Source organism: Massilia suwonensis (assembly GCF_042655665.1).
Classification (GTDB): domain Bacteria; phylum Pseudomonadota; class Gammaproteobacteria; order Burkholderiales; family Burkholderiaceae_D; genus Telluria; species Telluria suwonensis.
Map to the genome: position 1 here is coordinate 94,403 of NZ_JBHSMR010000008.1, position 12,852 is coordinate 107,254.

A 12,852-nucleotide genomic window follows, 5' to 3' on the forward strand; every position below is an offset into this window, starting at 1 on the left:
AAGCCGCGCGTCTTCGGTGCTAACTACTCAGCGAGTGAAATTACCAGGTCGCCTTCAGCGTGTACTTGCCGTTGGTCGAACCGGTGCCGCCGCTGTAGTACTTGACGCGCACATAGACCGATGCGGTGGTGGTGCCGTTATTCACCACCGAGCCGGTGTCGGCTGCGCCGGCGCCGTTCTCGCTGTAGGTCAGCTGCGTGCCTGCACTGTTGTAGATGTACAGGTCGTAGTCGGCGGTCGACAGGCCCGGGGTCATCGTCGCCGTCAGCGTCTTACCTGCCGGCAGCTGGACGCGGAAGTAGTCCGAGTCGGTCGAGGCGCTCATGGTGCCGTTGACGGTGGTGCCCGAGGTGCTGATCGTGTTCGCGGTTGCGATCGTGTTGTTCGACTCGGTTTCCGACATCGTCGTCGTTGGCGGCGGCGTCACGCCGCTGGCGGCGGCGACGGCTGCTGCCGCATCGACGATACCGGTGCCGCACTGCGAGCAGGTGCCCGGGAAGGCACGTGCGGTCGACTTCAGCTTGGCTTCGATGTCGTCAGGCGTCAGCGCGCTGTTCTTCGCGAGCATCAGCGCAGCCACGCCGGCGACGTGCGGGGTCGCCATCGAGGTGCCCTGGTAGCCGGCGTAGTTGTCCGCGCCAGGCGAGCTGGTGCCGGCGTTCAGCGTCGACAGGATGTAGCCGTTGGCATCGCCGCCCGGTGCCGCGACGTCGACCACGGTGCCGTAGTTCGAGTACGGAGCACGGGCGCCGTTGCGGTTGGTCGCAGCGACAGTCACGACGCCGGCGCAATTGGCCGGATTCGAGTTGCTGGCGTTCATGTTCTCGTTACCAGCTGCGACGATGACCACGGTGCCGCGCGAACGGGCGCTGTTGATCGCGTTCTGGGTGGTGGTGCCGCAAGCACCGCCGCCGCCCAGCGACATGTTGATGACCTTGGCAACGTTGGCATTCGCCGGCACGCCGCTGACGGTGCCGCCCGAAGCCCAGATGATCGCGTCGGCGATGTCGGAGGTGTAGCCGCCGCACTTGCCGAGCACGCGCACCGGCACGACGCGGGCGTTGTAGGCCACGCCGGACACGCCGACGCCGTTATTCGTCTTGGCGGCGATGGTGCCGGCCACGTGGGTGCCGTGCCAGCTCGAGCTCGATGCCGGTTCGCCGGCGGCGCACTCGTTGGCGGCGGTCCAGTCGCCCGGATCGGATGGGTCGGCGTCGCGGCCGTTGCCGTCGTTGCCGATCGCTGCGTCGGAAATGAAGTCGTAGCCGCCTACGTACTGGCCGGAGAGATCGGCGTGCGGACGGATACCCGTGTCGATGACCGCCACCTTGACGCCGGTGCCGGTCGAGCTGTCCCAGGCTGCCGGCAGGCGCAGGCCGCCGGTGGTCTCGTAGTAGTGCCACTGCTGGGTGTACATCGGATCGGTCGGCGTCGCCATCTTGCGCATGATCAGGTCAGGCTCGGCGTACTCGATCGTCGCGTCGCGTTCCATCATGTCCTTGGCCAGCGCGGCGGCTTCCTTGACCGAGACCTTGCGGTCGATCTTGAAGACGTGGGCGCCGGTGGCGGTGGCGCGCAGCGCCTGCAGGCGCACGCCGATCTGCTGGCCGGCACGCTCGGCGATCGCCTGGCGCGCAGTGGTCATGGCGGTCGCCACGCGGGCACCGGCGACATTGGCGTCCTTGTACTTGACGATCAGGCGGTCGGTATCGAGGATGGTGTGCGAGGAACCCGCACCCTGGGCTTCAGGAGCGGCGCCGGCGGCGATTGCGGAGGCGGAGCCCAGCGAACCGGTGGCAATGGAGACAGCTACAGCGACTTTCAGCAAACTCGGGCAAAGCGATTGCGTCGACTTCATGTTGAGTCCTTCGATGTGTAGTTTTCCGTCAAGGCGTGATTGCCTTGGTTTATGGTCATCGGCGAGTAACCGATGTGCCCTCGAACTGGCGGCTCAAGAAATGTACTGCGGAGTAAAGATGCATGTCGGGAATTTCGAATCGAGTGAGGCCAATTCGCAACACTTTGAACGGCTGATTTAACAAAAACATCGTTTATTTGCAGCTTTTGTATGTACGCCAAATAACATACGGCCCGATTTCCTTATCATCGCCACAACAAGCATTACTTTGCAAAAAGGGCAAGACATCTCTCTATGACTCAGGCATAAAAAAAGCCGCGCAATGCGCGGCTTTTTAACATTGCACAGGCCGATTTAACGTTTACCTGTGCGTTGTCAGCTTCATGTAATTAAAAGTTACCCTTGAATTGCACGCCCCAGGTACGCGGCTCGTTGGTGAAACCGGTCAGGTTGTTGAAGTCGATGGCGCCCGTGATGCGGCGCTCGTCGAGAATGTTGCGGCCGAACACGGCTGCTTCATACTTGCCATTGGCCCAGGTGTAGCCCAGGCGCAGGCCGCCTTCGGTCAGCGGCTTGCCCATGAACTCGGCCGCTTCGTACAGGAAGAAATTGATCTTGCTGCGGTACGACCAGTCGGTGAACACGAACACTTCGCCATCGGCGACCGGCATGCTCCAGCGCGCGGTAGCGTTGACGATCCAGCGCGGCGCCTGCGGCAGCATGTTGCCGTCGATGACGACGCGGTTGGCGGCGTTGATCGGGTCGGTAATGGTGCAGGAACCGCAGCGGTTCACCGACAGGCTAGGATCGCGAATTTCCGTGAAGTTGTAGCTGGTGCTGCCGGTCAGGCGCAGCGAGGGGCTGACCGCCGCTTCGATGTCGAGCTCGACGCCGCGGCCCTTGGTTTTATCGGCGTTGATCAGGCGGTTGACGTTCGAATTACCGCCCACCACCGTCAGCTGCTGGTCCTTGACCGTGTAGTCGTAGACCGAGAAGGCGACGCGGCCGCGGCGGTCGAACAGGTCGGCTTTCACGCCGGCTTCGACCGAGGTGATGGTCTCGGCATCGGCCACCGTGATCGGCACCGAGGCCGACGCCGCCGCGATACTCGGCGCGCGGAAGCCGGTCGCGATGCGGCCGTACACGTTCACGTCCGGGGTCAGTTTATAGGTACCGGACAAGTCCCAGCTGACTTTCGCCTTGCTGGTGCTGACCGCGGTGTCGCCGATCTGCACGACGTTCTCGTTGACGACGGTCGCGAAGTCCTTTTTATCTTTCGTGTAGCGCACGCCGCCGCGCACGTCGAACACGCTCGAGACTTTATAGGTAGCCGAACCGAACAGCGCCCAGGCCGTGTTGTCCTGGCGGCTGAACAGGCGCGAGGTACGGGCGCCGCTGGTGCTGTTGAAATTGTCGCTGCCGCCGGTGGCCGATTCGTCGAACCAGTACACGCCGGCCTGCCAGTTCAGCGGCGCGTTGTATTCGGACTCGATGCGCACTTCCTGGCTGTACTGCTTCAGGTCTTCGATCTTGCTGGCAGTCTCGACCTGGAAGGGAATGAAGCCAGGGCCGGCCGGGATGCCGCCGTCGATGTCGCCGCGGCTGTTGTAGTCGGCGATCTGCTCGTAGCCGGTGACCGAATACAGTTTATAGTCGCCCAGGTCCCAGGACAGGCGCACGCTGCCGCCGCGGGTTTTCAGGTCCTGGTAGTTCTGGGCGTTGGTGACGATGCGATCGAGGTCAAGGCCGTCGGCGATGTCGTTCGTGCCCTTCTTGATCAGGTTCGCGCGGAACAGGCGGGCGCTGCCGCTGGTGGTGCGCTGGTGCACGTTGAACAGGGCGCTGAACGGGCCGCTGGCCGGCTTGTACAGCAGCTGGATGCGTTCGGCGTGTTCGTTGTAGCCGTCGAGCTGGTTGCGCAGCTGGGTCTGCGCGAGATCGGCGTAGTTGTCGACGTAGTCGTCGCGGTGCTGACGCAGGGTCGAGAAGCGCATCGCCCACTCGTCCGACAGCGGCACGTTGACGGCGCCGTCGACGTTGATCGTGTTGTGGGTCGCGACCGAGGCGTTGTAGTAGCCCTCGACGCGTTTCAGGTTCGGCTTCTCGGATTCGAACTTCACGACGCCGGCCGGGGTGTTGCGGCCGAACAGGGTGCCTTGCGGGCCGCGCAGCACTTCGACGTTTTGCAGGTCGAAGATCGGGAAGCCTTTCAGGATCGGGTTTTCCTGCACTACGTCGTCATAGATCAGGGAGACCGGCTGCGAAGCAAACGTGTTGAAGTCGGTATTGCCGTAGCCGCGGATGTAGAAGCGCGGGAAGGTACGGCCGTTCGACGATTCCACGTTCAGGCTCGGCATCTTGCCGGCCAACAGGCGGATGTCCTCGCCACCGGAAACCAGCACGTCGAGCTTCTCGCCGCGCAGGGCAGTCACGGCCACCGGCACGTCGCGGATGTTTTCGCTGCGGCGCTGGGCCGTGACGGTCACGGTCTGCAGCTCGCCCGTGTTGGCGGCGGGCGCAGCCTGAGGCGCTTCCTGGGCGAAGGCCGAACCCAGCGGCAACGCTGCGCTCAGCGCCAGTACGACGCGCTTGTGCATCTTGGACATCTTGATCATGTTGTTCCTTGAAGTGAGAAAAAAACCTGATGCACTACTTCCTCCATGCGCCGCCAGGCGGCCAGCGGTTTGCCCGCCACGGCAGCGCACCTTGTCGATGTCTTAAGCTTGCCGTTGTTTTAAGGCGCTATTGTTGGCGATAGCAGGCTGGCAAGGCAAGCGCATGAGGATATGCACAGACCGAATAACAACACTTCAAGGCGTAATCAATAGCGCCCGAAAATCATTGACGTTGGTGCGGGTCGGACCGGTGACGACCAGGTCGCCGAGCGCCGCGAACAGGCTGTACCCGTCGTTATTGCCGAGCATGGCGCGGGCGTCCAGGCCCTGGGCCGCGGCGCGCGCCAGGGTATCGGGAGCGAGCACGGCGCCGGCATTGTCCTCGGTGCCGTCGATGCCGTCGGTATCGCTGGCGAGCGCGTGCACGCCGGCCTGTCCATTCAGAGCCAGCGCAAGGGCCAGCAGGAATTCGGCATTGCGTCCTCCCCTGCCCTGGCCGCGCACGGTGACCGAAGTCTCGCCGCCGGACAGGATGACGCAGGGTGCGGCGCAGGGCTGGCCGTGTTCCAGCACCTGGCGCGCGATCGCCGCGTGCACGCTGGCGACGTCGCGCGCTTCTCCTTCGATGCTGTTCGACAGGATCAAGGGCGTGATCCCGGCCGCGCGCGCCGCCTGCGCCGCCGCCTCGAGCGCGCCCTGGGCGGTGGCGATCACGATCGTCTCGTTGCGCGCCAGGCGCGGATCGTCGGGCTTCGGCGCGGCCCGCCCCGGATCGCGCAGCAAGTCGCGCACCGCGTCGGACACGGGAATCGCATAGCGCTCGAGGATGGCCAGCGCGTCGAGCGCCGTGCTGCCGTCGGGCACGGTCGGGCCGGATGCGACCACGGCCGGATCGTCGCCCGGCACGTCCGACACTACCAGCGTGACCACGCGCGCCGGGTAACACGCCAGCGCCAGCCGTCCGCCCTTGATGCTCGACAGGTGGCGGCGCACGCAATTCATCTCGCCGATCGGCGCGCCGCTGCGCAGCAGGGCGCGGTTAATGTCTCGCTTTTCCTGGGCCGTGATGCCGGGCGCCGGCAGCGACAATAAAGCCGAACCGCCGCCCGACATCAGGCACAGCACGAGATCGTCTTCGGTGAGTCCCTCGACCAGTCTCAATATGCGTTCGGCCGCTTCCACGCCGGCCGCGTCCGGCACCGGGTGGCCGGCCTCGACCACCTCGATGAGCCTGGTCGGCGCGCCGTGCGCATAGCGCGTGACGACCAGGCCGGACAAGGCGCCCTGCCAGTGCCGCTCCACCCCTTCGGCCATGCGCGCGGCCGCCTTGCCGGCGCCGATCACGACCGTGCGTCCGCGCGGCGGTGGCGGCAGGTGCTGCGCCAGCAGGGTGCCGGCATCGACGGCGCCAAGTGCGGCGTCGAACAGGTGCAACAGGAATGGGCGCGAATCGGCGGCGTGCATGGAGGCTCCTTTTTTTGGTATGCCGACGATATTGGCACAAAAACATGCGCTCGGCCGAAGAGGTATCGAAAAGCCGTTTTCAAGTTTTTTCGAAAAGCTCTTGCGCAATCGCGAAGCCATACGCTATGATTCGGGCCTCTTCAGACGTGATGACAAACGTCAGACGAACAGAAAGCAGTGAGCGGGGCGCTTAGCTCAGTTGGTAGAGCGGATCCCTTACAAGGATTAGGTCGGGAGTTCGAGCCTCTCAGCGCCCACCAGATCTCTGTTCAACACGAAGAACCGATCAGTAAAAACGGAGCGGTAGTTCAGTTGGTTAGAATACCGGCCTGTCACGCCGGGGGTCGCGGGTTCGAGCCCCGTCCGCTCCGCCAGCATCAGAGAAAAAGGTCCGATTCGTCGGACCTTTTTCTTTTTTCGCGTCCATTGTTCCCCGACGTTACCGAACGAACAGCAGCCTATTGCAGCTCATGCTATAGGTAAGCCTTCGCAGCATCTTTCTGCCCTTCCGGCAAACGAACACTGGACCCTCGCCTCATGCAGCAAGCTTCCCTCATCGACACCAACGCCCTCGGCCTGCAACTGTTCGAAAGCAGCCCCGACTGCCTGAAACTGCTCAGCAACGACGGCCATATCCTGGCGATGAACCGGAACGGCATCTGCGCCATGGAAATCGACGACTTCCAGCGCTTTGCCGGTGCGCTGTGGAAGAGCTTCTGGCCGCAGGAAAGCCAGGCCGAGGTCGATGCGGCGCTGGCGCTGGCGCGCGCCGGCGGCACCGGGCAGTTCAAGGCATATTGCCCCACCGCCCTCGGCACGCCGCGCTGGTGGGAAGTGCTGGTCACGCCGGTGCGCGGCGAAGGCGGGAACTTGCAGAACCTGCTGGCCGTCTCGCGCGACGTGACGGCGGCCCACGAAGCCGAGCTCGAACGCGAACGCCTGCTCAAGGAACTGCAGGCCGCCAACGCGCGCATGGCCGACATCTTCCGCCAGGCGCCGGCCTTCATGTGCGTCCTGAACGGTCCGGACCACGTCTTCGAGCTGATCAACGAACGCTATTTGCAACTGGTCGGCAACCGCGACCTGGTCGGCCAGCCGGTGCGCCAGGCGCTGCCGGAAATCGCCGGCCAGGGCTTCTTCGAACTGCTCGACGGGGTGTACCGGACCGGCCAGCCTTTCTTCGGGACCGACATGCCGGTCATGCTGCAGCGCCATCCCGGTGCGGCGCTGGAACAGCGTTTCGTCGACCTGGTCTACATGGCGCTGCGCGACGCCGATGGCCGGATCACGGGCTTGCTCGCCCATGGCGTCGACCAGACCGAGCGCAAGCTGGCCGAACTGAAGCTGTTCGAAAGCCGCGAACGCTTCGCCAAGATCGTCGGCCAGGCCGCTACCGGCGTGGTCGAGATAGATGCGCAAGGCCGCATCACCCTCGTCAACCAGAAGTACTGCGACATGCTCGGTTACACGGAAGACGAGCTGGTCGGCATGAGCGTGGCCGAGGTCACGGCGCCCGACTCGCTGCCCGAGACCCTGGCCAAGGTCAACAGCCTGACCGCGGGCGGGCGCGGCTTCGTGATCGACAAGCACTACCTGCGCAAGGACGGCACGCTGCTGCCCGCCACCAGCAGCGTGAACGCGCTGCGCGGTCCGGCCGGGGAATTGCTGGGCCTGGTAGCGATCGTGCTCGACACGACGGAAAGCCGGCAGGCGGCGGAAAAACTGCGCGCCAGCGAGGAACGCTACCGCACCCTGTTCGAGTCGATGGACCAGGGCTTCGCCATCATCGACATGCTGTTCGACGCCGACGGCGAGCCGGCCGATTACCGCTTCCTCGAGATGAACGCGATGTTCGCGCAGCATACCGGCCTGGTGGACGCCACCGGCAAGACCGCGCGTGACCTGGTGCCTGGCCTCGACCGCTTCTGGTTCGACACCTATGGCCGGGTCGCCCTGAGCGGCGAGGCGGTGCGCTTCGAAAACGGCGCGCCGGCCATGGGACGCTGGTTCGACGTCTACGCCACCCGCATCGGCGGCGAACACAGCCACAAGGTGGCGCTGCTGTTTTCCGACATCTCGGCGCGCAAGCACTCCGAAGAGCAACTGCGCCAGCTGGCGGCCGACCTGTCCAATGCCGACCGCCGCAAGACCGAATTCCTGGCCACGCTGGCCCATGAGCTGCGCAATCCGCTGGCGCCGATCCGCAGCGGCCTGGGCGTCATGCGCCTGTCGGGCGACAACCCGGCCGCCCTGCTCAAGGTACGCGAGATGATGGAGCGGCAAGTGGGCCACATGGTGCACCTGATCGACGACCTGCTCGACGTGGCCCGCATCAGCGGCGGCAAGCTCGAACTCAAGCGCGAGCGCGCGGGCCTGAAAGCGATCCTGGCCAGCGCGGTGGAAACGAGCGCGCCGCTGATCGACGCCGCGCACCATCGCCTCGACCTCGACCTGCCCGCTGCCGACCTGGTGGTCGACGGCGACGTTACCCGGATCGCCCAGGTCGTGGCCAACTTGCTCAACAACGCAGCCAAGTACACCCCGTCCGGCGGACGCATCGGCCTGTCGCTGCGCGCCGACGCCGGCATGGCCGTCATCGCCGTGACCGATACGGGCGTCGGCATCCCGGCCGATGCCTTGAGCAGCGTGTTCGACATGTTCAAGCAGGTCGAGCGCCACATGGAACGCGCCCAGGGCGGACTGGGCATCGGGCTGTCGCTGGTGCGGCGCCTGGTCGAGATGCATGGCGGCACGGTCACGGCGGCCAGCGGCGGCGCCGGCCAGGGCAGCCGCTTCGAGGTCCGCCTGCCGCTGGCCGCGGATGCGGCCATGTCCGCATCCGGCGCCCCTGCCGCGCACGGTGCGGCCGGCAGCCCGGGCCTGCGCATCCTGGTGGTCGACGACAATGTCGATGCGGCCATCACCCTGTCGATGATCCTGGAAGCCGGCGGCCACATTACCCAGGTGGCACACGACGGCGTCGCGGCCCTGGAAGCGGCCGCCGGATTCGCGCCGCAGGTCGCCTTCCTGGACATCGGCATGCCGGGGCTGAACGGCTACGAGACGGCCAGCGCCATGCGCCGCATGCCGGGACTGGAAGGGATCACCCTGGTCGCCCTGACCGGATGGGGCACGGAAAGCGACCGCCTGCGCTCGAGCGAGGCGGGCTTCGATCATCATTTGACGAAGCCGGCGCAGCTGGCGGCAGTGCAGGAATTGCTGGCCAGCCTGGCCTGATTCAAGGGCTTGGTCAGGCGCGGCGGCGTCCGGGCAGGCCGGCTTCAACCCGATTACGCCCATTCCCCTTGGCTTCGTACAGCGCGTGGTCGGCGCGGGCGAGCGCCGCGGGTAACTCTTCTTGCGGGTCGATCAGGACAGCGCCAATGCTGACCGTCATCGTGTAGCTGTTGCCGCAGGTGAGGAGGCGGATGTCGAGCACGCCCTGGCGCAGGCGCTCGGCGGCGTGCAGCGCGCCTTCGAGATCCGTGCCCGGCAGCGCCAGCGCGAATTCCTCGCCGCCGAGGCGGCCCAGGATGTCGTGCTCGCGCAGCGCCGCGTTGCAGCTCGTGGCGAATTGCACCAGCGCCTCGTCGCCGGTCGCATGGCCGAAGCGGTCGTTGAGCTGCTTGAAATGGTCGATGTCGAGCATCAGCAGCGTGATCGGCTGCTGCTGGCGCAGGGCCAGCAGGCGCGCCGCCTCGGCACGCTCGAAGAAGGCGCGCCGGTTCAGCAGGCCCGTCAGGTCGTCGGTCGTGGCCAGGCGTGCCATGCGGGCGTCGTCGCGCTGCTTGCTCATCAGGATGAAGCCGAAACCGTTGACGATCAGGAGCAGGTAGCCGGCAACATAAGCCATCGCTTCGCCCCAGCCCGGCACAGGCAGGCCGGCGAGGAAGACCAGCGCCCAGAAAACCATGGCGGCGCCCGAACCCATGTCGGACACGCCGATCAGGCGCTGCAGCGCGGTGGTATCGGACTGGCGCAGGCGCATCAGGATCGCCCCCGTCGTAAACGCGCCCATGCCCATGACCAGCGACACGTACACGACCAGCTCGCGGTGCGGCAAACCGTTCAGCGAGGCCGCGCAGGCCAGGACCAGGCTGAGCCCTGCGACCGGCGCCAGGTAGCGGCGCAGCCGGGCATAACCGAAGAACATGAAATAGGCGGCCGCCTCCAGCGTCATGCCGGCGATCCAGCCTGCCGACTCCAGGATCGCCAGCAGGGGCCAGCCCGTCTCCGGGCGCAGCCAGGCCAGCAGCTGCGTCGCGCCAAAGGCCATGCGTGCCCACATCCAGACCGTCAGGCCGGGCGTGACGCTGTTGCTGCGCACATAGGGCAACATCAGCACGCCGAACGCGACGTTGCCGATGGCGATCCCTAAAATATAAAGGTAATGATCGATCACTGCGGATTCCTTGTGGGAGCTGTGGCTGCCGCCTGGCACGTATCCGCAATTGTGGACTCAGCCAGGGTATTATTTTTCAGCTAACAACTATTTCCCAAAGGAATTATTCTACCGGCTTTTTATGGCCGTGTTCGCACGCTTGATATGTTTAGTAGGCGGACTCGGCATCAAAGTGACGGGATGATGCATAGCGGATAATGTTACGTGGTCAAGGCACAACAATTCATCAATAAAATGAAAAAGCCGGCCCGTGCATCGCTGCAAGAGCCGGCTTTTTTGCCGAACTTGATGACTTCACGCCTTATTTGCGTGCGCCCTTCGGCTTGGTCTTGATGGTCGACAGGATCGACGGACGTGAACGTTCCGGCGCGGCAGCCGGTGCACGGCCCGCAGCTACCGGCGTACGCTGCTCCGGCTTGCGCTTGGCATGCGCCGCGATCTGGTGCGGCGCCGGCGACGGCATGCCGCCCTGGCGCTTGCGGTCGCCTGCGATGGCGGTGCCGTTCTCTTCCGACGGATGCCAGGCCGGCACCAGGTGGCGCTCGCCATTGCCGATCAGGTCGCCACGACCCATTTTGGTGAGCGTCTCGCGCAGGATCGGCCAGTTCTCCGGATGGTGGTAGCGCAGGAAGGCTTTATGAGCTTTACGCATCTTGCCGCTACGCGCCGTTTCCACGACTTCCGAATCCTCCGTCACCTTTTTCAGCGGATTCTTGCGCGTGTGGTACATGGTCGTCGCCATCGCCATCGGGGTCGGCGTGAAGGTCTGGACCTGGTCGAGTTTAAAATTATTTTTCTTCAGCCAGAGGGCCAGGTTCAGCATGTCCTCGTCGGTCGAGCCCGGGTGCGCGGCGATGAAGTACGGGATCAGGTACTGCTTCTTGCCGGCCTCGATCGAATACTTCTCGAACATGCGCTTGAACTCGTCGTAGGCGCCGATGCCCGGCTTCATCATCTTCGACAAGGTGCCCTGCTCCGTGTGTTCCGGCGCAATTTTCAGCAAGCCACCCACGTGGTGCGTCACTAGTTCCTTGACGTACTCGGGCGAGCGCACGGCCAGGTCGTAGCGCAGGCCGGAACCGATCAGGATCTTCTTGATACCCGGGATCGCACGCGCCTTGCGGTACAGCTGGATCAGCTTGCTGTGGTCGGTGCCCAGGTTGCTGCAGATGGTCGGGTACACGCAGGACAGGCGGCGGCAGGATTCCTCGATGCTCTTCTCTTTGCAAGCGAGGCGGTACATGTTGGCCGTCGGGCCGCCGAGGTCGGTAATCGTACCGCCGAAATTCTTCGTCGTGTCGCGGATCAGCTCGATCTCGCGCAGGATCGAGGGCTCCGAGCGGCTCTGGATGATCCGTCCCTCGTGCTCGGTAATCGAGCAGAAGGTGCAACCGCCGAAGCAGCCGCGCATGATGTTGACCGAATAACGGATCATTTCCCAGGCCGGAATATGGGCCTTGCCGTAGCTCGGGTGCGGATTGCGCGCGTACGGCAGGTCATACACGTTGTCCATCTCGTCCATGGCCAGCGGCAGCGGCGGCGCGTTCAGCCAGACGTCGCGGTCGCCATGCGCCTGCACCAGCGCGCGCGCATTGCCCGGATTCGATTCGAGGTGGAACACGCGCGAGGCGTGCGCGTACATCACCGGGTCTTCGCTGACGGTTTCAAAGCTCGGCAGACGCACCACCGTCTTGCGCGCTTTTTCGCGGGCAGCGGCTTGCCGCTCTTCGCGCGTCATGATGACCACCGGTTTGACTTCCGGCTCCGGTTTCGCGTTTTCGGTGGCGCAGGCCTTGGTGTCTTCCTGCGCCATCGCGTACGGGTTCGGATGCGCGTCGATGCGGCCCGGCACGTCCACGCGAGTGGAATTGTGGGTCGACCACTCTTCGTCCGGCAGCCAGCCCTGCGGCACCAGGAAGGCGGTGCCGCGAATATCCCGGATGCTCTTGATGTTCTCGCCGGCGGCGATGCGGCGCGTGACGTCGACCAGCGCCCGTTCGGCGTTACCGAAGATCAGCAGGTCGGCTTTCGATTCGAACAGCACCGAGCGGCGCACTTTATCGGACCAGTAATCGTAGTGGGCAATGCGGCGCAGCGAGGCTTCGATCGAACCAATCACCACCGGCACGCCCGGATAGGCTTCGCGCACGCGCTGGGCGTAGACGGTCACCGCGCGGTCCGGCCGTTTATTTGGCTCGGCGTTCGGCGTATAGGCGTCGTCGGAGCGGATCTTGCGGTCGGCCGTGTAGCGGTTGACCATCGAGTCCATGTTGCCGGCGGTGATGCCCCAATACAAATTCGGCTTGCCCAGCGCGCGGAAGGGTTCCGCCGACTGCCAGTCCGGCTGGCTGATGATGCCGACCTTGTAACCCTGCGCTTCCAGCAGACGGCCGACCAGCGCCATGCCGAAGCTCGGATGGTCGATGTAGGCGTCGCCGGTGACGAGGATCACATCGCACGAATCCCAGCCCAGCGCGTCCATTTCGGCGCGGGTCATCGGGAGGAAAGGCGCG

Annotated in this window: 6 protein-coding genes and 2 tRNA genes; 3 read left to right on the plus strand and 5 right to left on the minus strand. The window is 64.8% G+C overall.

Annotation, left to right across the window (positions count from 1 at the left end; genetic code table 11):
• Window positions 1-40 precede the first annotated feature (40 nt).
• From ACFPQ5_RS03930 to ACFPQ5_RS03940, 3 genes are all read right to left on the minus strand, one after another.
• On the minus strand, window positions 41-1,858 hold the full coding sequence (locus ACFPQ5_RS03930; protein WP_379751965.1) for a S8 family serine peptidase: 1,818 nt from the start codon (window positions 1,856-1,858) through the stop codon (window positions 41-43).
• A 389-nt stretch (window positions 1,859-2,247) separates the two neighbouring features.
• Entirely contained in the window at window positions 2,248-4,473 is a 2,226-nt protein-coding gene (locus ACFPQ5_RS03935) for a TonB-dependent receptor (protein WP_379751966.1), read from the minus strand.
• 195 nt (window positions 4,474-4,668) lie between these two features.
• On the minus strand, window positions 4,669-5,937 hold the full coding sequence (locus ACFPQ5_RS03940; protein WP_379751967.1) for a glycerate kinase type-2 family protein: 1,269 nt from the start codon (window positions 5,935-5,937) through the stop codon (window positions 4,669-4,671).
• A 184-nt stretch (window positions 5,938-6,121) separates the two neighbouring features.
• On the opposite strand from ACFPQ5_RS03940, the gene ACFPQ5_RS03945 reads away from it, so the two are divergent.
• The 3 genes from ACFPQ5_RS03945 (at window position 6,122) to ACFPQ5_RS03955 (ending at window position 9,174) form a co-directional block, all read left to right on the plus strand.
• Window positions 6,122-6,197 (plus strand) — tRNA-Val (locus ACFPQ5_RS03945).
• A gap of 37 nt (window positions 6,198-6,234) precedes the next feature.
• A tRNA-Asp gene (locus tag ACFPQ5_RS03950) sits at window positions 6,235-6,311 on the plus strand.
• Window positions 6,312-6,474: 163 nt separating this feature from the next.
• Window positions 6,475-9,174, plus strand: a complete 2,700-nt coding sequence (locus ACFPQ5_RS03955; RefSeq protein ID WP_379751968.1) for a PAS domain-containing hybrid sensor histidine kinase/response regulator — start codon at window positions 6,475-6,477, stop codon at window positions 9,172-9,174.
• A gap of 13 nt (window positions 9,175-9,187) precedes the next feature.
• Here the strand turns inward: ACFPQ5_RS03955 and ACFPQ5_RS03960 are convergent, their stop codons facing one another.
• Window positions 9,188-10,339 carry a GGDEF domain-containing protein gene (locus ACFPQ5_RS03960; protein WP_379751969.1) on the minus strand — a complete coding sequence of 384 codons (1,152 nt, stop codon included), beginning with the start codon at window positions 10,337-10,339 and terminating at the stop codon, window positions 9,188-9,190.
• 301 nt (window positions 10,340-10,640) lie between these two features.
• On the minus strand, window positions 10,641-12,836 hold the full coding sequence (locus ACFPQ5_RS03965; protein ID WP_379752390.1) for a YgiQ family radical SAM protein: 2,196 nt from the start codon (window positions 12,834-12,836) through the stop codon (window positions 10,641-10,643).
• Window positions 12,837-12,852: the final 16 nt, after the last annotated feature.